At 59.7% G+C, this 21,775-nt stretch carries 15 protein-coding genes and 1 pseudogene; 1 reads left to right on the plus strand and 15 read right to left on the minus strand.

Going from position 1 to position 21,775, the window contains the following annotated elements:
* Positions 1 to 97: 97 nt before the first annotated feature.
* From ACFSKT_RS27730 to ftsE, 5 genes are all read right to left on the minus strand, one after another.
* Complete coding sequence (locus ACFSKT_RS27730; RefSeq protein ID WP_377720676.1) at positions 98 to 1,381, minus strand: PDZ domain-containing protein; 1,284 nt, start codon at positions 1,379 to 1,381, stop codon at positions 98 to 100.
* Between the two features lie 262 nt (positions 1,382 to 1,643).
* A complete protein-coding gene (locus ACFSKT_RS27735) occupies positions 1,644 to 3,098 on the minus strand; it encodes a S41 family peptidase (protein ID WP_377720675.1) in 1,455 nt (484 codons plus the stop codon).
* Positions 3,099 to 3,296: 198 nt separating this feature from the next.
* On the minus strand, positions 3,297 to 4,487 hold the full coding sequence (locus ACFSKT_RS27740) for a murein hydrolase activator EnvC family protein (protein WP_377720674.1): 1,191 nt from the start codon (positions 4,485 to 4,487) through the stop codon (positions 3,297 to 3,299).
* Positions 4,488 to 4,500: 13 nt separating this feature from the next.
* Positions 4,501 to 5,418 carry a permease-like cell division protein FtsX gene (ftsX, locus tag ACFSKT_RS27745; protein WP_377720673.1) on the minus strand — a complete coding sequence of 306 codons (918 nt, stop codon included), beginning with the start codon at positions 5,416 to 5,418 and terminating at the stop codon, positions 4,501 to 4,503.
* A complete protein-coding gene (gene ftsE / locus ACFSKT_RS27750) occupies positions 5,408 to 6,094 on the minus strand; it encodes a cell division ATP-binding protein FtsE (RefSeq protein ID WP_377720672.1) in 687 nt (228 codons plus the stop codon). Before ftsE ends, ftsX begins: the two co-directional genes overlap by 11 nt.
* A 337-nt stretch (positions 6,095 to 6,431) precedes the next feature.
* Between ftsE and ACFSKT_RS27755 the strand changes: the two genes are divergently transcribed.
* The gene (locus tag ACFSKT_RS27755; RefSeq protein WP_377720671.1) at positions 6,432 to 7,916 is read left to right on the plus strand and encodes a VanW family protein; all 1,485 of its coding nucleotides are present in this window, start codon (positions 6,432 to 6,434) and stop codon (positions 7,914 to 7,916) included.
* 180 nt (positions 7,917 to 8,096) lie between these two features.
* On the opposite strand, the gene argH is transcribed toward ACFSKT_RS27755, so the two are convergent.
* The 10 genes and pseudogenes from argH to secA form a co-directional block, all read right to left on the minus strand.
* A complete protein-coding gene (gene argH / locus ACFSKT_RS27760; protein WP_377720670.1) occupies positions 8,097 to 9,512 on the minus strand; it encodes an argininosuccinate lyase in 1,416 nt (471 codons plus the stop codon).
* Between the two features lie 106 nt (positions 9,513 to 9,618).
* A complete protein-coding gene (locus tag ACFSKT_RS27765; protein ID WP_377720669.1) occupies positions 9,619 to 10,854 on the minus strand; it encodes an argininosuccinate synthase in 1,236 nt (411 codons plus the stop codon).
* A gap of 75 nt (positions 10,855 to 10,929) precedes the next feature.
* Positions 10,930 to 11,889, minus strand: a complete 960-nt coding sequence (gene argF / locus ACFSKT_RS27770; RefSeq protein WP_377720668.1) for an ornithine carbamoyltransferase — start codon at positions 11,887 to 11,889, stop codon at positions 10,930 to 10,932.
* A gap of 30 nt (positions 11,890 to 11,919) precedes the next feature.
* Positions 11,920 to 13,110 carry an acetylornithine transaminase gene (locus ACFSKT_RS27775; protein ID WP_377720667.1) on the minus strand — a complete coding sequence of 397 codons (1,191 nt, stop codon included), beginning with the start codon at positions 13,108 to 13,110 and terminating at the stop codon, positions 11,920 to 11,922.
* Positions 13,111 to 13,186: 76 nt separating this feature from the next.
* The gene (gene argB / locus ACFSKT_RS27780) at positions 13,187 to 13,972 is read right to left on the minus strand and encodes an acetylglutamate kinase (protein WP_377720666.1); all 786 of its coding nucleotides are present in this window, start codon (positions 13,970 to 13,972) and stop codon (positions 13,187 to 13,189) included.
* Positions 13,973 to 14,032: 60 nt separating this feature from the next.
* Positions 14,033 to 15,277, minus strand: a complete 1,245-nt coding sequence (argJ, locus tag ACFSKT_RS27785; protein ID WP_377720665.1) for a bifunctional glutamate N-acetyltransferase/amino-acid acetyltransferase ArgJ — start codon at positions 15,275 to 15,277, stop codon at positions 14,033 to 14,035.
* Between the two features lie 35 nt (positions 15,278 to 15,312).
* Positions 15,313 to 16,362, minus strand: a complete 1,050-nt coding sequence (argC, locus tag ACFSKT_RS27790) for an N-acetyl-gamma-glutamyl-phosphate reductase (protein WP_377720664.1) — start codon at positions 16,360 to 16,362, stop codon at positions 15,313 to 15,315.
* Positions 16,363 to 16,632: 270 nt separating this feature from the next.
* Positions 16,633 to 17,539, minus strand: a pseudogene (locus ACFSKT_RS27795) (YitT family protein).
* 541 nt (positions 17,540 to 18,080) lie between these two features.
* Positions 18,081 to 19,197 (minus strand): peptide chain release factor 2 gene (gene prfB / locus ACFSKT_RS27800; RefSeq protein WP_377720663.1). Its coding sequence is split into 2 segments (ribosomal slippage): positions 18,081 to 19,124 and positions 19,126 to 19,197, totalling 1,116 coding nucleotides; the frame shifts between segments, so codons are not numbered across the junction.
* Between the two features lie 49 nt (positions 19,198 to 19,246).
* A complete protein-coding gene (secA, locus tag ACFSKT_RS27805; RefSeq protein WP_377720662.1) occupies positions 19,247 to 21,766 on the minus strand; it encodes a preprotein translocase subunit SecA in 2,520 nt (839 codons plus the stop codon).
* Positions 21,767 to 21,775 lie beyond the last annotated feature (9 nt).

A 21,775-nucleotide genomic window follows, 5' to 3' on the forward strand; every position in this document is an offset into this window, starting at 1 on the left:
TGTGGCTGAGTGCCCCATCTGCCATTCCGGGGCAAAGAGAAAGCCGCCCGGCAGGACTTCTCCCCCGTACGGCTCCTCGCCCCGCCCGTCTATCCCGCTACATATGCGTCGTTGTTCCCCGTTCCTTCGCCTGGTTCCTGGCCTTGAGCAGCCCGAACAGCGACACCGGCTTCGGCACGGCGTACATGCCCGCCCGATCGTCCGGGGCCAGCACAACGCCAAGCTGATGATGTTCGTTCGCATAGCGCGCCCGCTGCAGAAACTTCACATGCCCCTCCAGGTTGAGCACCTCGAGCTTGCAGAATGCCGAATTGACGTGAAGCGCGGCATGCAGCTCTTCCTTCGTCCGGACGGGCAAGCCGTTCACCTTGTGCAAAATCTCCCCGGCCGCGATGCCGAGCTGCTCGGCTGGCGTACCCGGAATGACCGCAAGCACGCGCAGGCCTCTGCCATCGTTGACGTAATAAGGACTGCGCCGTTCCTCCTGAAGCAGGCTCAGCCAAACCATCGCCTCGTGCAGCAGCAGCGCGGCAATGGCTGCAGGGAGCGTAAGCGGCGACCAATATGCGGCGCCTACGGCCGCTCCGCCCACAATAAGGCCATACCAGACCAGCTTGCGCGCCGCGGCCTTCGCCGCCTCCTGAGGGAGCATCGTGCGCGTCAATTCCGAGAACCCGATCATCATCGGAAAACCGAGCAGCGCCCATTGACCGCTCTGCGTCCATCCGCCGCCGAGCAGCGTCTGCCAAGGCAGCGCCTCTCCCGCTCCCGAACCCGGTACGAGCAGCACGAGCGGGACCGGCCAAAAACCCTGCAGCATATAGCCGCCCACCAGCTTGCCCCGTTTTCCCTCGAGGAAGAGGGGACTGGCGAATCCAGCTCCCTGCGAGCCAACGAGAATCGCCTCCGCCACGTGCATGACCGCCACAAGGACGAGCAGACCTGGAATGTCCAGCGACGCCAGCGAAACGGCCGCGTCCCCGATCCAATTCGGCTGCTCCGCGAGCGGCGTCCAACCGACGATGAATTGCAGCACGCCGAGCACCCCGACGCTGTAAGCGAAGCAGAGGTACCGGACCGATAGCGCTGCGAGCAGCACGGCGATCCCCCACATCCAGAGCACGGCTTCGCCCGTGACGTTAATCCCGAGGAACAGTCCCGCGACCGATACGAGCGCGCCCGCCAGCAGACCCGCGACGACCGTGCGGATGAGCTGCAGCGGCCATGCGTGCAGCCGAACGTGGAAGAGCGCCCGCTCCAACAGCGTCTGCCTCCTATATTGAAGCATGACCAGCAAAATTCCCACATAATAGAAAGGCGACAACAGCAGCTGCCCGATCCCTTCCAACGTCTGCCGGAGCAGATCCAAAGCCGCGTCCAAAGCGTTCACTCCTTCGAAAGTCGCGCGATTGACTGGATAGCTCAAAGTGAAACGGCTGTCGCGCACTCTACGGCCGGCGCGATCAGCTATGTAAACATACAAAATACGCAATCACCGTAAATTTAAACATGGTTGTCTTCAAAAACCGAAATCGTCTAAAGCTGGATTTCAAATAAAAAGAAGGCTGAGCCGCGCCGTTAGGCGCAAAGCTTCAACCTTCCATACATTCGACATCCTAGACATAAAATCCTGCCTTGGCTTTCTATTTCGCGGCTTTCTGCGAGACGACTTGGATTGCCTTGTTCAACTGGCTATCATTCTGCTCGTTCCGGATGAGCGCGATGAGCGCCTCTTCGAACTTCTCGGCCGTCGTCTTGTCAACCTCGCCCGTGACCGGAAGCTGCGCCTGCTTCTGGAACTGCTTCACGGCCTCGGCTGTCTTCGCGGAGAAGTAGCCGTCCTTGCGGTCGATCTTGTAGCCGAGCGCGGCCAGCATAATCTGCAGACTCCGATTGTCTTCGCCGATCGTATCCGGTGCCAGCGTCTTCGCCTTGGACAGACGGGCAACCGTGTAATAATCCGGCGGCAGCGACTCGATGTCCGGCTTGAGCCCCTTCTCATGCACCCAGTTGCCGTCCGGCGTGAGCCACTTCGCAATCGTCATTTTGACCAGACTGCCGTCGCCCGTTGCCTTGTCGTAGCTGACTTGCACCGTGCCTTTGCCGAACGACGTCTCGCCGACCAGCACCGCGCCGCCCGCTTCCTTGAGCGCTCCGGCGAGCACTTCCGACGCGCTCGCGCTGCCTTTGTTCATGAGCACCGCGACCGGATAGTCCTTGCCCGTCCCTTTGGACAACGTCTTCTCGCGCTCGCCCGTGCGATCTTCGACCATGACGATCGGCTTGCCCTTCGGCACGAACGGCTGGGCGATCGACACGACGACCGGCAGCACGCCGCCCGGGTTATTGCGCACGTCGATGACGAGTCCCTTCATCCCCTTCTTCTCCAGCGACGCCAGCTCCTCCAGGAACCGCTCGCCCGTGTTGAGCGAGAACTGACGGATCTCGATGACGCCGACGCCATCATCCCGCAAATTCGCGTAGACGGTTTCGTAATCGATGTCATCCCGCACGAGCACGAGGTGAACGGGCGTGGAGACGCCCGCACGCGCAATGACGAGCTTCACCTTGGTGCCTTTCGGCCCGCGTATCTTCGCCACCGCGTCGCTCAGCGCGACGCCTTCGAGCGATTCGCCGTCGACGGAGATCAGCACGTCCTTCGCCAGCACGCCGGCTTTCTCCGCCGGGGAGCCTTTGATCGGCGAGACGACGGTCACTTTGCCGTCCTGCAGCGTCACTTCGGCTCCGATGCCCGTAAAGGAGCCTTCGATCGATTCCGAAAAATGCTGGGCGCTCGTCTTCTCCATATACACCGAATACGGGTCGCCGAGCGCCTCCATCATGCCCGAGATCGCGCCGTCGACGACCTTGGCACGATCGACTTCGCGGAAATATTTTTGCTCGATCAAGTTCATAACCGCGCCCAGCTTGCCCGTTTCCGCGCCGGTCAGTCCGGATTGGCCCGAACCGTCCGCCGCCGCGGTTGGCTTCCCGCTACCCAGCGCCACCCACTGATCGCTGAGCGTCAGCGTCGCCAGCACCGTCACCGCCATCGTCAGGGCGACGAACGCCGCTACCGTACGTCCTCTAAATTGCATGTGGTCACCAGCTTCCTTGAGTAAGTCCTATGTGTATGTACCCGAGTTGCAACTTTCCTAGTATATGACAAGCCGCACCCATTTATTTACGAAACGGGTACGGCATGTCGGTTTGCCCGGCTCGGAGTCCAACAAGAATGTCGGCTGTCCGCGCAGAGCGATATGATCGCTGCTTATAGGGTAAGATAAGTGCAGGGGTTATTTCAAGTATGGCGCCGGATCGACCGTCTTCTCGTTAATCCGCACTTCAAAGTGCAGATGGTTGCCCGTTGAAACGCCCGTCGAGCCAACCTCCGCGATTTTCTGGCCGCGCTTGACGAACTGGCCTTTCTCGACCATGATGCCGCCCGTCCGGATATGCCCGTACAGCGTCCACATCCCGTTGCCGTGGTCGATGATGACGCAGTTGCCATAACCGCTCCAGCTCTGGGCGACGAGCACCGTGCCGGACTCAGCCGCGTAGATCGGCGTGCCTTTCGGCGCTGCCATGTCGATGCCCGCGTGCAGCTTGCGATTGCCGGTGACCGGGTGCGTCCGGTAACCGTACGAGGAAGACAGGCGGTACGAATCTTTCAGCGGAACGGCGAGCTTGCCGCCCTTGTAATACGTCACTTTCTTCTTCTTCGCCGCTTTGCGCTTCTGCTCTTCGAGGTCGGCGACCTTCTTGGCCAGCTGCATGAGCAGCGCTTCCTGCTCTTCACTAATCTCCTCGGATTCCTCGACTTTCTCGTTCAGCTGCTGCACGAGCACTTCCTTCTGGTGTTCCTTATCGACCAACAATCCTTGGTAGTCTTCCAGCTTGGCGTACATCGTGCGCACCTGGCCGAGCTGCTTCTCGATCTCGGCTTTCTTCTCGGCGATGAGCGCTTGGTCTTTCTTATGGTTGTCGAGAATATCGCGATCCTGACCGAGCATCGACGTCAGCGAGTCGAAGCGGTCGAGGAAATCGGTGAAGCTCGTGGAGCTGAGCAGCACGTCCATATACGAGACGAAACCGTTCGTGTACATAAGGCGAATGCGCGACTGCAGCATTTTGTCCCGGGACACGATGCGTTCCTCAGCCGTCTGCAAATCTTCCCCCGCCTTAAGCAAGCTCGATTCCGTCGCTTCGATCTGTGTCTGGACGCCGCTCATCTGCGTGCTGACGGAGTCGATCTGCGCCAAAATCTCGTTGACCGACTGCGTCGTCTGCTCCTTTTGTTTCTCGTAATATTGCTTATATTGATCGGCTTGGACGCGGCTCTTCGAAGCAGCTTCCATCTGCGCGCGCACTTTCTGAAGCTCTTTGTTGATTTTGTCGACCTGCGAGGATGCGGCCTGCCCCCCGTATGGCTGAAACACGAACGCGGCGAGCAATATGACGGCCAGGACGGCTAGTCCCTTTTTCACGTAAGCACTCCTCCTATACTTTCAAATATTTGCGCACGGAAATGGTGCTGCCCCAGATGCCGATCATCGTCCCGAGACCGACCAGCAGCACGCTGACCAAGAAACCGACTTCCTTCAACGTCACCAGCTTGATCATCATGAGGCCGAAGTCGAACTGCGACGCCTCGATCAAGCGATTATAACCAAACAAGAGCACGACCGTCGTCAAGACGGAGCCGAACAAGCCGATCAGCGCGCCTTCGATAAAGAACGGCCAGCGAATAAAATGGTTCGTCGCACCGACCAGCTTCATGATGCTGATCTCGCGACGGCGGGCGAGAATCGTCATCTTGATCGTCGTCGAAATGAGGAACATCGCGGTGATCGCGAGGCCGCCTACAATGACGAGACCGATGTTGCGAACCGCATTCGTGATGCGGAACAGGTTCTCGACGGTCCCTTTGCCGTATTTAATGCTCAGGAAAGGATTGGCCTCGCTCGTCTGCCCGAGCGCCTCGATCTTCTTCGCGGCGAACGAAATCGTCTGCGGGTCGAGCACCTCGACCGTGAACGAATCGGGCAGCGGGTTGTTCTCGTTGTCGTACCCTTCGAGCAGATCGGCGTTCTCCTCGCCCATCGACTCCCGCAGCAGCTCGAGCCCTTGCTCCTTGGAGACGAATTCGACTTGGCTCACTTCAGGAATCGCTTTGATCTGCGTCTGCAAAGAATCGATCGTCGCCTGCGACGTCTCCAGCTGCAGGAACACGCGAATTTGAACCTGGCTCTCAATCTGGCTGGCCAGGTTGTTGACGTTCAGGGCGAGCAGCAGGAAGACGCCCAGGATGAACAAGGAAATGACGATCGAGCTAATCGAAGCGAACGACATCCAGCCGTTGCGTAAAATGTTCTTTGCGCCTTCGCGGAAGTGACGAAGCAGCGTGCTAATTTTCATAGCCGTAATCTCCCCTCACGACGTCGCGGGCGATCAGGCCGTTCTCGATCGCGATGACGCGCTTGCGCAGCGTGTTCACGATCTCCTTGTTATGCGTGGCCATAATAATCGTCGTGCCCCGGAAGTTGATCTCCTCGAGCAGATTCATGATGCCCCACGAAGTCTCGGGGTCCAGGTTGCCGGTCGGCTCGTCCGCTACGATGACGGACGGGTTGTTCACGATCGCGCGAGCGATCGCGATCCGCTGCTGCTCGCCGCCCGACAGCTGCGCGGGCAGGGAAGCGTGCTTGCCGCGAAGACCCACCAGCTCCAGCACTTCCATCGTCCGCTTCTTGATGATCCGGCGCGGCGCCTCGATGACCTCCATCGCGAAAGCGATGTTCTCGTAGGCAGTCAGCTTCGGCAGCAGCCGGTAATCCTGGAAGATCACGCCGATGTTGCGGCGCACGAACGGGATTTTGCGGGGCTTCAGCTTGCCGATGTTGAAGCCGTTGACCGAAATCTGGCCTTTGGTCGGCACCTCTTCCCGGTAAATCAATTTCATGAACGTCGACTTGCCCGCTCCCGAAGGACCGACCAAGTAAACGAACTCGTTGCGCTCTATAAGAACGGAAACGCCGCGCAGGGCATGGGTCCCATCCGCGTACGTTTTCCAGACGTCCTGCATTTCGATCACAATATCACATCCTGTAGATAGTCAGCTTATTGGTATTCGACAGAAATTGGGTAAATCCTCTAGTAAAGCGGTTCATTCCGCATTTTTCATAATTCTAATGCTGCCCGGATGCAAGGCAACGATGCGTTCTTCGCATATTTTTCGACAAACGTGCGGCTGGCCGATGGTCTTCAGGTTCCATCATTCGACGTTTCGTCTTTATGGTTCTAGTATAGCTTTTTTTGTTCGCCGACGGTTCAATCAAAATTTAGCGCTGCTTCCTTTCCAATTCGCGATTCAGATTTGCGACGCGTCCGCATATACATCGATAATCGCGGGTTTGCAGAGGTGATGAGGCATGAAGAAGTGGCATGTGATCGGCATTGCCTTTTTTGCGGTATTGTTGGCAATCTCGGTCGTATGGGGAGGATTATGGCTGTACGCCAAACGGGACGTCGTGCCGGAGGGGACGCGGGCGGGACCTCAACCATCGGAGGGGGTTCTCCGCGTAACGGACAAGAGTGCCCTGGAGCTAGGCGAGATGACGATCGACGACGCGAAAGAACGGTTGAAGCGGCAGGCTGCCGCTTTGACCGGCATGACGGTATCCCTGCAGACGAGAGGCAGCAGCCAGGTGAAACGAACGTGGACGATGGCCGAGCTCGGGTTGTCCGTCGATACGTCGGGCGCCGAGCAGGCGCTTAACAAGCTGCGGGAAGGCGGCGTGTGGGCGCGCGCCAAGTACCGGTATCATTTTCCCGACAAGTTAACGCTTAAGATAGCCTGGAATACGAAGCAGCTGGATCAAAAGGTGCGCGCGGTGTGGGGCTTCCTGGAGGCCCACGAACCGGTCAACGCCACCCGGACGATCCGGGGGAACGACACCGTCTCGTATACGCCGCATCACGACGCGTATCGGCTGGACATGCGTTCGCTAACGGCAACGATCCGCGCGCGGGTCGAACAAGCGCTCGAGGCGACCGCGCAAGGCAGGCCGATTGCCGCGTCGGGCGTAATTGCCCTGCCGCTTGCGGTCGTGCACCCCAACGTGACGCTCGCGAAGCTGAAGGCGCAGGGCGTCGAGCGGCTGATCGCGTCGTTCACGACCGACTTCAGCACGAGCGGCGAGGGTCGGGCGCATAACGTCATTTCGGCCGCCAAATCGCTGCACGACTGGGAGTTGGCCCCCGGCGAAATGTTCGATTATCTCACCGTCATTAAGGCGACCCGGGAAAGCTACGGCTTCAAGGAGGCGCCCGTCATTCTGAACGGCGAGCTCGTCCCCGGCATCGGCGGCGGCATATGCCAAGTGTCGAGCACGCTCTATAACGCGGCGCTGCTGGCCGGACTTCATATGACGGATCGGCGCAATCACTCGCTGCCGGTGTCGTACCTGCCGATGGGCCGCGACGCGACCTTCGCCGAAGGTTCGATCGATTTCCGCTTCAAGAACACGACCGGCAAGCATATGCTCATCCGGACAGAGACCTCGGGCGGCAAGTTGACGGTCAAGCTGTTCGGCACGCTGCCGAAGAACGTCGCCTACAAGCTCGAGTCCAAGACCGTCGAGGAGATCGCCCCTGGCATCAAAGAAATTCCTTCGGCATCCGTACAGCCGGGCAGCCGTCTGCTCATGAGTCCCGGCAAAACCGGCTATATCGTCGAGACGTTCCGCACGAAGCTGGTGAACGGCAAAGCGGTGGCGGTCGAACGCATCTCGCGCGACAAGTATAAAGCGCAGCCGGCCGTCTACGCGATCGCGCCGGAGAACGCGCATCCGCACGGCATGCAGGAGCTCGGCAGGTCGCGCAAGGAAGTCGTCGAGGATGGCGTTACGCATTAGGATGCGCTTAGGGGCGGCGGTTCACTCAGCGCCAGTATTGGGCAGCCTGCCGCAAGCTCCATGCGTGCCTGGAGAATAACAAGAAGCCGTCTCTTCCCGGTCGGGTCGAAACGGCTTCTTGTTATTCCATGCTTATGGCGAGCGTTCAATGGCAACGCCTATTGCGAAAGCTCCGCGCGATTACTGGCTGCGCTCGCTATACTCCTTCACCCACGAGGCGGTCTGATCTTGCTCGCGCTCGGCGCGGGCGATCGCCTCGGCGACCTGCGAACGAGCGGTGCCGCCGTAGACGTTGCGCGCGTTGACGACCTGCTCCGGCTGAAGCACCTCATAGATCCGGTCGTCGAACAGGTCAGAGAACTGCTTGAACTCGTCCAGCGTCAGGTCGAGCAGGTATTTGTTCTGCTGGATGCAGTACAACACCGTCTTGCCGATGACCTCGTGCGCTTGGCGGAACGGCAGCCCCTTGCCGACGAGGAAGTCCGCGATGTCTGTCGCGTTCGAGAAGTCCTGGTTGACCGCTTGGCGCATGCGGTCCTTGTTCACCTTCATCGTCGCGATCATCGGCGCGAACAGCTGAAGCGCGCCCTGCAGCGTGCGCACCGTGTCGAACATGCCTTCCTTGTCTTCCTGCATGTCCTTGTTGTATGCGAGCGGCAGCGACTTGAGAACCGTCAGCAGGCCGATCAGGTTGCCGTAGACGCGGCCCGTCTTGCCGCGGACAAGCTCCGGCACGTCCGGGTTCTTCTTCTGCGGCATGATGCTGCTGCCCGTACAGAAGGCGTCATCGAGCTCGACGAAATGGAACTCCGTGCTCGACCACAGGATGAGCTCTTCGCTCAGACGCGACAAGTGCATCATGATGATCGACGCGTGCGAAAGGAATTCAAGAATGAAGTCGCGGTCGCTCACCGCGTCGAGGCTGTTCTCGTAGACGCGGTCGAAGCCGAGCTGGCTGGCGACGAAATGGCGGTCGATCGGGAACGTCGTGCCCGCAAGCGCGCCCGCTCCGAGCGGCAGCGTGTTGATCCGCTTGTAGCTGTCCTGCAGACGCTCGGCGTCGCGGCCGAACATCGAGACATAGGCCATCAGGTGATGCGCGAACAAAATGGGCTGCGCGCGCTGCAGATGCGTGTAGCCCGGCACGATCGTATCGAGGTTCGCCTTCGCCTGCTCGATCAGCGCCGCTTGCAGCTTGTGCAGCAGGTCGACGAATTCGACGACGCGCTTGCGCAGGTACAAGTGCATATCCGTTGCGACTTGGTCGTTGCGGCTGCGGCCCGTGTGCAGCTTGCCCCCGACCGGACCGATGTCGTCGATCAGCGTCTTCTCGATATTCATATGAATGTCTTCGTCGGAGATGGAGAATTCGATTTCGCCTTTGCGCACCTTCTCCAGGACGCGCGTCAGGCCCTGCTTGATCGTCTCGACGTCGTCCGCCGGCAAAATACCTTGCTTGCCGAGCATCGTCACATGCGCCAAGCTGCCCTGCACGTCCTCCTCGGCCAGTTCCTTATCGAACATGATCGATGCCGTATACTCTTCCACCAGCTGGTCGGTTTTCTTCGTAAACCGGCCTCCCCACAGTTTGCTCACGTTGGTCCGCTCCTTTATCCCATGCTCATGCGCTTGAAAATCGTTCGGTTGATGCACGCAGGGCCCCGGTCGCGAACGACCAGGGCCTTCATCGTGCCGAATCGGATTACTTCTTGTTCTGCTCCACGCCGGACGCGACTTTCAAACGAAGCGCGTTCAGGCGGATAAAGCCGGTCGCGTCACCTTGGTCGTAGGCTTTGGAAGGATCGGCTTCCATCGTCGCGATATCCGGATTGTACAGGCTGACCGGGCTCTTCACGCCGGCGCCGATGATGTTGCCTTTGTACAGCTTCAGGCGAACGACGCCCGTCACGTTCTTCTGGCTCTCGGTCACGAGCGCCTGCAGCGCGAGACGCTCCGGCGCGAACCAGAAGCCGTTGTACACGAGGGATGCGTATTTCGCGATGAGCGAGTCGCGCAGATGCATGACGTCGCGGTCCATCGTGAGGGATTCCATTTTGCGGTGCGCGGCGAACAGGATCGAACCGCCCGGCGTCTCGTACACCCCGCGGCTCTTCATGCCGACGAAACGGTTCTCGACCATGTCAACGCGTCCGATGCCGTGTTTGCCGCCGAGCTCGTTCAGCTTCTCCATCGCGGCGAGCGGGTTCAGCGGCTCGTTGTTGATGGCGACGCAGTTGCCCGCCTCGAACGTCAGCTCCACGTATTCCGCTTGGTCCGGCGCGTCCTCAGGGGCGACGCTCAGCACGTACATGCCTTTGTTGTCGTCGGCCGACGGATCGAACCACGGATCTTCGAGCATGCCGCTCTCGAAGCTGATGTGCAGCAGGTTGCGGTCCATCGAATACGGCTTCGCCGCGGACGCTTGAACCGGGATATTGTGCTTCTCGGCGTACGCGATCATTTCGGCGCGACCCGGGAACTCCTCGCGGAATTGCTCGATGCGCCAAGGGGCGATCACTTCGATTTCCGGCGCAAGCGCGGCTGCCGTCAGCTCGAAACGGATTTGGTCGTTCCCTTTGCCCGTTGCGCCATGGGCGATAAACTTGGCGCCTTCCGCGCGGGCGATCTCGACCATACGCTTAGCGATAAGCGGACGCGCGATCGACGTGCCGAGCAGGTATTGGCCTTCATACAGCGCGCCGGCTTGGAACATCGGGTAGATGAAGTCTTTCGCGAATTCTTCGCGGAGATCATCGATGTAGATTTTGGACGCGCCGGTCGCCAGCGCCTTCTCTTCCAGGCCGTCGAGCTCATCCTTCTGGCCGATGTCGGCCGTGAACGCGATGATCTCGGCGTCATACGTTTCTTTGAGCCATTTCAAAATTACGGACGTATCCAGACCGCCCGAGTATGCGAGTACGATTTTTTCCTTCGCCATGGTTTCTCCCAACGCTCCTCATATATCGAAAAATAGCCGCAGCTTAAATGGATCCCCTTTTTGCAAAAAAACGTGTTACATCGTCGCGGCCATGATGGCCTTCTGCGCGTGCAGGCGATTCTCCGCTTGGTCGAAAATGATCGAGTGTTTGCCGTCGATGACGCCCTCGCTCACTTCTTCGCCGCGGTGTGCCGGCAGACAGTGCATGAACAGATAGTCGCTCTTCGCGTATTTCGCCAGCGCTTCGTTCACCTGGAAGTTCGCGAACGCCCTCTCGCGTTCCTGCTGCTCCTGCTCGAAGCCCATGCTCGCCCAAACGTCCGTATACACGACGTCCGCGTCGCTGATGGCTTCCTTCGGATCCTGCGTCAGATAGATCTGCGCGCCCGTCTCCTTCGCATGCTGCTTCGACAGCTGCACGATCTCTTCGTCCGGCTCGTAGCCCTCCGGCGTCGCCACGGAGATGTTCACGCCCAGCTTCGCGGCGCCCATCAACAGCGAGTGCACCATGTTGTTGCCGTCGCCGATGTAAGCCAGCTTCAGACCTTCGAGGCGGCCTTTGTGCTCCAGAATCGTCTGGTAGTCGCAGAGCGCCTGGCAAGGATGGTTCGTGTCCGTCAGGCCGTTGATGACCGGGACGGTCGCAGCCCGCGCCAGCTCGATGATCGTACGGTGCGCGAACGTGCGGATCATGATGCCGTCCAGGTAACGGGAGAGCACCTGCGCCGTATCGGCAATCGGTTCGCCGCGTCCGATCTGCAGGTCGTTCTTGCTCAGGAACAGCGCCTGCCCGCCCAACTGGTACATGCCCACCTCGAACGACACGCGCGTGCGCGTCGACGATTTCTCGAAAATCATGCCGAGCGTCTTGCCGAGCAGCGGATGGTAGACTTCGCCCGCCTTCTGCTTGCGCTTGAGCTCGATCGCCAGATCGATCAAGTACCGGACTTCCTCCGGCGTATAGTCAACGAGGGCTAGGAAATCTCTGCCCTTCAGGTTCAAGGCCAACTCTTCGTTCAATAGCGTTTGCGTCATTCTGATCTGACTCCCTTCCTCAGGATCGCCTTATACGGCCGCCGTACGATCCGCAAAAATACCGGCTAGTATCGAAACCGCGTGGTCGATCTCTTCCTTCGAGACGAGCAAGCTTGGCAGCAGACGGATGACGTTCGGCCCTGCCGATACGGTCAGCAGCCCGCGCTTCTGTCCTTCGGTGATCAGCTCGCCGATCGGCTGCGTGCACTCGATGCCGATGAGCAGCCCTTTGCCGCGAACATCGGTCACGAGCGGATGCCCGCCAAGCTTCTCTTTCAGCTGCTGAACCAAATACGCGCCCGCCTCGGCCGCCTTCGCCGCCACGCCTTGGCCCACGATCGTCTCGATCGTCGCTTTCACCGCCGCCGTCGCGATCGGCGTGCCGCCGAAGGTCGAGCCGTGCGTACCCGCGCTGAACGCTTCCGCGACGTATTCCTTGGCGAGCATCGCGCCGACCGGGAAGCCGCTTCCCAGCCCCTTGGCCAGCGTAAACACGTCTGGCTCGATGCCGTACTGCTCATACGCGAACAGCGTGCCCGTGCGCCCCATGCCTGTCTGGATCTCATCCACGATGAGCAGCAGACCGTGCTGCTTGCAAAGCTGCGCGATGTGCGCCGCGAATGCCGGTTCCACCGGATAGACGCCGCCTTCGGCCACGACCAGCTCCAGCATGATCGCCGCCGTCCGCTCGTTGATCGCCGCCTCCAGCGCCTGCGCGTCGTTCAGCTCGACGTGCACGAAGCCCTCCGGCAGCGGCAGGAAGCCGTCCTTCACCTTTTCTTGGCCCGTCGCGGTCAGCGTAGCCAGCGTGCGGCCGTGGAACGACTTGTGGAAGGTGATAATCTCGTAGCGGCCATTGCCGGCTACCTTCTGCTGATAACGGCGCGCGATCTTGATCGCCGCCTCGTTCGCCTCCGCGCCGGAGTTGCAGAAGAAGACGCGGTCCGCGCAGCTGTTGTCCGTCAGCAGTCTCGCCGCCGCTTGCTGGTTCGGGATATGGTACAGGTTCGATACGTGCCACAGCTCATCGAGCTGCTTCACGAGCGCATCCTTGACCGGCTTCGGGGCATGGCCCAGATTCGTCACGGCAATGCCGCACATGAAGTCCAGATACTTGTTGCCTTGGTCGTCCCAGAGCCAGCTGCCTTCCCCTTTGACCAGCGTGATCGGGTATCTCGCATAGTTCTGAAACAACGAGCTTGCGTTAGCTTGTTCGCTCATCTTCGGTTCACCTCTCTCATTATGGCTGTTCAACCAGCGGAACATGTATATGGATAGGCCGCGGGACGCTTGTCGTCTAGCGCACGATGCGCGTGCCGATGCCGCCTTCCAAAACCGCCTTACTCAGCACGTTCGGCTCGTCGCCGTTCACGATGACGACCTCTCGCACCTTCCCTTGGATGCATTGAATCGCCGCGCGAACCTTCGGGATCATCCCGCCGTAGATCTCGCCGCTGGCGATCATCGCTTCGATCTCTTCAACCGTCACCGACGGGAGCACCTGTTTCTGGCCGTCGACCGTCTTCAGGATGCCCGGCACGTCGGTGACGACGATCATCCGCTCCACGCCCAGATGGGACGCGACCGCGCCCGCCGCCGTGTCGGCGTTGATGTTATAGCGCTGCGAGGCGTCGTCGATGCCGATCGGCGCGATAACCGGAATATAACCCATCTCCATGATGCCCGCGATGATGTCCGCATTGACGTCCGTCACATCGCCGACGAAGCCGATCTCCGCCGCGCTGGCGACCGGCTGTGCCTTGATCAGCTTGCCGTCGACGCCGGAGAGGCCGATCGACTTGGCCCCGCTATGCTGGATCTTCCGGACGATCTCCTTGTTGATCCGGCCCGCCAACACCATCTCAACGACGTCCAGCACCTCGTCGCTCGTCTTGCGGAGTCCGTTCACGAACTCGCTCTCGATGCCGAGCTTCGTCAGCGTCTCCGAGATCGCGGGACCGCCGCCGTGCACGATGACCGGCTTCACGCCGCTCTCCTGCAGACTGCGCAGGTCGGCGAAAAACGAATCCGGCAGCGCGGCGAGCGTGCTGCCGCCGCATTTCATCACAAACCGTTGCTCCATGTCGTCCGTTCCTCTCTATCTCCTCGAATTCGAACCGCGCTTCGCGCTCGCCGGAGCCGATTAGGTCCGGTAAGCCGCGTTGATCCGAACGTAATCGTACGTCAGGTCGCAGCCCCAAGCCGTCGCGGAGCCGTTATCCATGTTCAGGTCGACGTGAATGACGACCGTATCGCCCTTCAAGTAAGCAAGCGCCTCGTCTTCGTCGAACGCCACCGGCGCCGATTGCTTCAGCGTGACGATATCGCCGAGGCGAATATCGACCGTGTCCGGATTGACCGGCTGACCCGCGCGACCGACCGCCGCGATAATCCGGCCCCAGTTGGCGTCTGCGCCGAATACCGCGGACTTCACGAGCGAAGAACCGATGACCGTCTTCGCAATCGCCTGCGCCGCGTCATCCGACACTGCGCCGCGCACCTGCACCTCGACCAGCTTCGTCGCGCCTTCGCCGTCGCGGGCGATCGCCTTGGCGAGCACCTCGCACACGTAGCGGAGCCCTTCCGCGAACGCCGCCCAGTCCGGATGCGCCACGGTCAGCTCGTCGTTGCCCGCAAGTCCGCTGGCCATCGCGACAAGCATATCGTTCGTGCTCGTGTCGCCGTCGACCGTGATCATGTTGAACGTCACGTCCGTCACTTGACGCAGCAGGCCGTGCAGCGCTTCGCTGCCGATGTTCGCGTCCGTCGTGACGAAGCCGAGCATCGTCGCCATGTTCGGGTGAATCATGCCCGACCCCTTGGACGCGCCTGCGATATGCACCGTGCGTCCGTCGATGGTAACGGCGACGCAGGCTTCCTTCTTAACCAAGTCGGTCGTCAGAATCGCTTGGCAGAAATCATCGGCCGCCTCGTAGGAATCGCCCAGCTTCGCCGGCAGCTCCACCGCGCCGCCGCGCACGCGATCCATCTTGAGCAGCTCGCCGATAACGCCGGTCGATGCAACGGCCACTTGCTCGGCGGGAACGCCGATCGCGTCCGCGAATACGGCGCGCATCTCGTAGGCATCCGCTTCTCCTTGTTGGCCCGTGCACGCATTGGCGTTGCCGCTGTTCACGAGCATGGCGCGCAGGACGCCGCCCGCCGCGATGCTCTCGCGCGTTACTTTGATCGGCGCCGCCTGGAAGACGTTCGTCGTATAGACGCCCGCCGCCGCCGCCGGCACCTCGCACACGATCGCGCCCAAGTCATGGCGCGTCGTCTTCTTCAAGCCGCAGTGCAAGCCGCCCGCGCGAAAGCCGCGCGGCGTCGTGACCGAGCCTCCCTGCACAATCGTAAAAGCCGTCTCTTGCACGGTTTCCTGTCCCATGTCCGCTTCTCCTCTGCTCGATAAAGGTTCGTGATTTACGGATAAGCGGGGACAAATTGCAACCCGAGCGTCTCGTCCCAGCCCATCATCAAATTAAGATTCTGAATCGCTTGCCCCGCAGCGCCCTTAACCAGGTTGTCAATAACCGACACGATCGTGACGCGCCCGGTCCTCTTGTCGACCGCGAAGCCGATATCGCAATAGTTGGAGCCCCATACTTCCTTCGTCGCCGGCGTTACGCCGAGCGGACGGATCCGGACGAATTTGCGTCCTTCATAATATTGGCGGTACAGGTCGATAAAATCCTCGGCCGTATGCTCGCCTTGAATCGTCGCGTACATCGTGCTCATGATGCCCCGCGTCATCGGCACCAAGTGCGTCGTGAACGTCGTCACGACCGGACGGCCCGCGATGTCGGACAGCGTCTGCTCGATCTCCGGAATGTGCTGATGCTGATTGATTTTGTACGCCTTGAAATTCTCGTTCAGCTCGGAATAATGCGTGCCGAGGCTCGCGCCGCGGCCGGCGCCTGATACGCCTGACTTCGCGTCGATGATGATCGTCGACGGGTCGATGAAACCGGCGGATACGGCCGGAATTAAGCCCAGCAGCGTCGCCGTCGGGTAGCAGCCTGGGTTGGATACGAAGTCGACGCCGTTCACGCTTCCGCCGTAGACCTCCGCCAACCCATAGACCGCCTGGTCGATGTACGATTGGTCGGCCGGTTCTTTCTTGTACCATTCTTTATAGGAATCCCGGGACTTCAACCGGAAGTCGCCGGATATATCGATTACTTTCAGTCCCGCGTCCAGCAGGGAAGGCACGAGCTTCGCCGCCACGCCTGCCGGCGTCGCCAGGAATACGACGTCCGCCTTGCCCTTGATAAGCGCCGGATCGACGTCATCCAGCAGGTCGGTCCGGATTTCCGTCAGATGCGGATAGCCTTCCGCGATCGGCGCGCCCGCGCTCGAGGAGGAAATGACCGAGGTAACTTCCGCCCGCGGATGGCTGGCCAGCAGACGGATCAATTCCACGCCGCCGTAACCGGTCGAACCGATAATTGCAACTTTTACGTTCTCGTTCATACGCAAATCTCTCCCATTCCTTAGCTTCCCTTGGCAGCATGCGATGCACCGGGCTGAACCAATTATAACCAAACGTCCCGATGATCACGAGCTTTCTTTATGCCCGCCCGCCTTAGGATGCTTACGATGAATGCATGAAGCGAGAGATTTATTCAGGGACGTGTATTATTATACATAGCGCATTATATAAATACAATACAAAAAATGGCCATCTCACCCAGCGTTCGCGCCTGGTTCGAGTGGCCATTGGTTGAAAATCGAAGCGATAAATTAAGGCAAGCTGAAGCCTTGTCCGACGACCTCCGCCGTATCGCTGATGATGACGAACGCGTCCGGATCGGCCGCGCGCACGAGCTGCTTCAGCCTGGACACTTCGCCTTGGCTGACGACGATCATGAGCACCGTCCGCTCCGCGTCGGTGTAGCCGCCACGCGCGCCCAGCTTGGTCAGGCCGCGGTCCAAATCGTGCAGCACGACCTGCGCGATAGTGTCCGAATGATTCGAGACGACAAACGCGACCTTGGACATGGAAAACCCGGATTGGATAAAGTCGATCGTCTTGCTGGTGACGAACAGGCCGACGAGCGCGTAGAGCGCGTTCTCCGGCTTGATGATGAGACCCGCCGCGATGATGACCAGCCCGTCGAAGCATGCCACGGCAAGTCCTAGGCGAATCCCCGTGAATTTATGCAGCAGCTGCGCCGCCAAATCAAGCCCCCCCCGTTGAGCCCCGGCCGCGGAACACGAGACCGAGCCCCGCCCCTACCCCGATCCCGCCGTAGATAGAGGCGAGCATCGCGTTGTCCGTCGGCGCCTCCCAATGCGAGGTCAGCAGGACGAACAGCGGCAGAATGAACGAGCCGAGCGCCGTCTTGAGGGCGAAGCGTCTGCCGAGCAGCCACAGGCCTAATAGGAACAGCGGGACGTTGAGCGCCCACTGCGTATAGGCCGGCGGGATATCGGTAAGCCGCTCCACCAGGATGGAGATGCCTGACACGCCGCCCGAGGCGATGCCAAGGGGGACGAGGAAAATATTGAAGCTGACCGCGATGATAAACGAGCCGATCAGCAGCAGCGCGACGTTCAACACCGCCGCCAGCGTCGGATTGCCCGTACCGCCCCCACGCCGTCGTCGGGTGCGGGACTGCCCACTCCCGGGTTTGGCTCCCGAAGCCATCCCCGGGGTGGATTCGGCGCGAGTGCCGCGAGCCTCCTTATCAGGCTTCTCCTGCAGCAGACGCGACACCAGCGCTCTCGCCTCTCGTTCCCCGTTGTCCGCATGCCCGCTAACGTCGGGTTCTAGCGATCGCACCCGGTCGGTCGAGGCCAGCGTCGCCAAACGCGCCCCCTCCTCTTTATCCAAAGGCGTATTCTCCCTGTTCGTTAGGGCAGATTCGGCCTGACTATCTATGTCATCCCACGAAGGCAAATGCCCCTCTCGACGCGGTTCGTGAGCATGCTCGTCTCTTCCTTGCGTAATCATGCCCATCTGCTCCTCTGCCGCAATTGCGCCGTTTCGATTCAAAGCCGATTTTCGTTCCCCTTGTGCCTTCACTGCCGACATCCTTCCCACGTTCCCGCTGTATGCTACCCGATACCTTCTATTATGTTCAATTAAAGCGTCAACGCACCCCTATACCGCAAGAAGGAGCTCCCACGCCGACATTTCGACGTAAGAACTCCTTCTTCAACCTATTCCTATCGCTGCCTTGCGGCCGTTATTCCGTGCGATCGGTGCGAATCTGACTGCGCAGATAGCCATCGATGAACGCATCCAGGTCGCCGTCCATGACCGCGCCGACATTGCCCGTCTCCACCGCTGTGCGGTGATCCTTGACCATGCTGTAAGGATGGAATACATAAGAGCGAATTTGGCTGCCCCACGCGATGTCGGACTGCTCGCCGCGGATTTCGGCCAGATGCTTCTGCTGCTCCTCGATCTTCCGTTCGTAGAGCTTCGAACGCAGCATCTTCATCGCCCGATCGCGATTGGAAATCTGCGAGCGTTCCGTCTGGCACGCCACGACGATGCCGGTCGGCATGTGCGTAATCCGGATCGCGGATTCCGTCTTGTTGACGTGCTGGCCGCCCGCGCCGCTTGCTCGGTACGTGTCGACCTTCAGGTCTTCCGGACGAATGTCGATCTCGATATCATCGTCGATCTCCGGCATGATGTCACAGGAGACGAACGACGTATGGCGTCTGCCCGAAGCGTCGAACGGCGATATCCGCACGAGGCGGTGAACGCCCTTCTCGGCTTTCAGATACCCGTACGCGTTATAACCTTTGACCATGATGGTCACGCTCTTGATGCCTGCTTCGTCGCCCGGCAAATAATCGAGCACTTCCACCTTAAAGCCGCGCTTCTCCGCCCATCTCGTATACATCCGGTACAGCATCTGCGCCCAGTCCTGCGACTCGGTGCCGCCCGCGCCCGGATGCAATTCGAGAATGGCGTTCAGCTTGTCATACGGCTGATTGAGGAGCAGCTGCAGCTCGAATTCGTTCGCCTTGCGAACGAGCTCGGCGGTGCCGGAGACGATGTCCGCTTCGAGGGAATCGTCCCCTTCTTCCTCCGCCAACTCCAGCATCGTCTGCAGATCTTCCTGCTCGGTATTCAACCGCTCGTATTGCTCGACGACCGATTTGACGGCATTGAGCTCGGCGATCGTGCTTTGCGCCTTGTCGTTGTCGTCCCAGAAATCGGGCGCCGTCATCCGTTCCTCGTAGTTCGCGATCATCTCTTGCTTAAGATCTAAGTCAAAGAGACCCCCTGAGTTCTTGGAGCCGCTTTGCCATCTCGCGCAGATTGTGCTTCACGCTTGCGTCGATCATGACTGCTTCACCTCAAAATATGTCTGGCCCGCCTATGCCGGCGGCAAGCTTACGCTTGCTCGCCGTGGCAGGTCTTGTATTTCTTGCCGCTTCCGCAAGGGCAAGGATCGTTGCGGCCGATTCGGTCGGCTTCCTTCAGCTTCACCGGACGCTTGACGCCCGTCTCGCTGCTTCCGCCGCTGCTCGTTTGGCCTTTCGCCACTTCTTGACGCTGCAGGTTGTTCTCCACATGCGCCTTCATGACGTACTTCGTGACTTCTTCCTGGATGTGCTCGATCATCTCTTTGAACATCTCGAAGCCTTCGAATTGATACTCGCGAAGCGGATCGGTACCGCCGTACGCGCGAAGGTGAATACCTTGACGAAGCTGATCCATCGCGTCGATATGGTCCATCCACTTGCTGTCGACAGCGCGGAGCACGACGACCTTCTCGAACTCGCGCATCGTCTCTTCGCCAATCTCCGCTTCGCGCTCTTCGTACAGTTTCATCACTTTATCGAGCAGGAACTCGATGATTTCTTCCTTTTCTTTGCCCCACAAATCATCCTTGGTCAGCATACCCTCGTTCAGGAAGGTGCCCTGCGCATAATCGATGATCTCCTGGTACTCCCAGTTCTCAGGCACTTCGTCGTCCGAACAATGGGCTTCGACGATGCGCTCGACGACCGGCTTGATCATCTCATGCACGTCATCGCGGATGTTCTCCGAGAAGAGCACCTCGCGGCGCTGCTTGTAGATGATCTCGCGCTGCTGGTTCATGACGTCGTCGTACTGCAGGACGATCTTCCGAAGGTCGAAGTTGTTGCCCTCGACGCGCTTCTGCGCGGATTCGATCGCGCGCGAGATGAGGCGGCTCTCGATCGGCTGGTCTTCCTCGAAGCCCAGACGCTCCATCATGCCTTTAATGTTATCCGAACCGAAACGGCGCATCAGCTCATCTTCGAGCGAGAGGTAGAACTGCGACGAGCCCGGGTCGCCTTGACGGCCGGCGCGTCCGCGCAGCTGGTTGTCGATCCGACGGCTCTCATGGCGCTCGGTGCCGATGATATGCAGACCGCCGATCTCGTGGACGCCTTCGCCTAAAATAATGTCGGTGCCGCGGCCCGCCATGTTCGTGGCGATCGTGACGGCGCCCGGTTGACCCGCGCGGGAGACGATCTCGGCCTCTTCGGCATGGTACTTGGCGTTCAGGACTTTATGCTGTACACCCTTCTTGCGGAGCATGTCAGAGAGACGCTCCGAATTCTCGATCGAGACGGTGCCCACGAGAACCGGCTGGTTGAGCTTATGGCGCTCGACGATCGCTTCAACGACCGCCTTGAACTTGCTCTCTTCGGTCTTGTAGACGACGTCCGCGATATCCTGACGGATGTTCGGGCGGTTCGTCGGCACTTGTACGACCTCGAGGCCGTAAATCTTCTTGAACTCTTCTTCCTCCGTCTTCGCCGTACCGGTCATGCCGGACAGCTTGCGGTACATCCGGAAGTAGTTCTGGAAGGTGATCGTCGCGAGCGTCATGCTCTCGTTCTGGACCTTGATCTGCTCTTTGGCCTCGATCGCCTGGTGAAGTCCGTCGCTATAACGGCGGCCTGCCATCAGTCGACCTGTGAACTCGTCGACGATGATGACCTCATCATCCTGCACGACGTAATCGACGTCGCGCTTCATGATTACGTGGGCCTTCAGCGCTTGGTTAATATGATGGTTGAGGAGCACATTCGCATGGTCGAACAAGTTCTCGATATTGAATGCCTTCTCCGCCTTCTCGACGCCGGACTCGGTAATCGTAACGCTGCGGAGCTTCACGTCCACCGTGTAGTCTTCCTCGGCTACCAGACGGCTCACGAACCGGTCGGCCGCAAAATACAGCTCGGTCGATTTCGCGGCTTGTCCGGAGATGATGAGCGGCGTGCGGGCCTCGTCCACGAGAATGGAATCCACTTCGTCAATGGTTGCATAATACAGCGGACGCTGTACCATTTGTTCCTTATACAGGACCATGTTGTCCCGCAGATAGTCGAAGCCGTACTCATTGTTCGTGCCGTAGGTAATGTCACAGTTGTATGCATGCTGCTTCTCCTCGTGCGACAGACCGCTCAAGTTACAGCCGACCGTCAGACCGAGGAACGTATATAACGGCGCCATCAAGCTGCTGTCGCGCTCGGCCAAGTAATCATTGACCGTGACGACATGCACGCCTTTGCCCGCCAGCGCATTCAAATAAACCGGCAGCGTCGCGACGAGCGTTTTGCCTTCACCGGTTTTCATCTCCGCGATTTTGCCTTCGTGCAGCACCATGCCGCCGATCAGCTGCACGTCATAGTGACGCTTGTTCAGCACGCGCTTGGACGCTTCGCGGCAGACCGCGAACGCTTCCGGCAGAAGATCGTCGAGCGTCTCGCCCTTCTCCAGGCGCGCCTTGAACTCATCGGTCTTCCCGCGGAGCTCATCGTCCGAAAGCTGTGACACTTGAGACTCCATTCCGTTGATTTGCTCTACAGTGCGCAGCAGACGCTTGACTTCCCGTTCGTTGGCGTCTCCGAAAATTTTCTTCACAAGTCCGAGCATGGTCTTCCC

The sequence above is a fragment of the Paenibacillus xanthanilyticus genome, assembly GCF_042682185.1.
Taxonomy (GTDB): domain Bacteria; phylum Bacillota; class Bacilli; order Paenibacillales; family Paenibacillaceae; genus Paenibacillus_Z; species Paenibacillus_Z xanthanilyticus.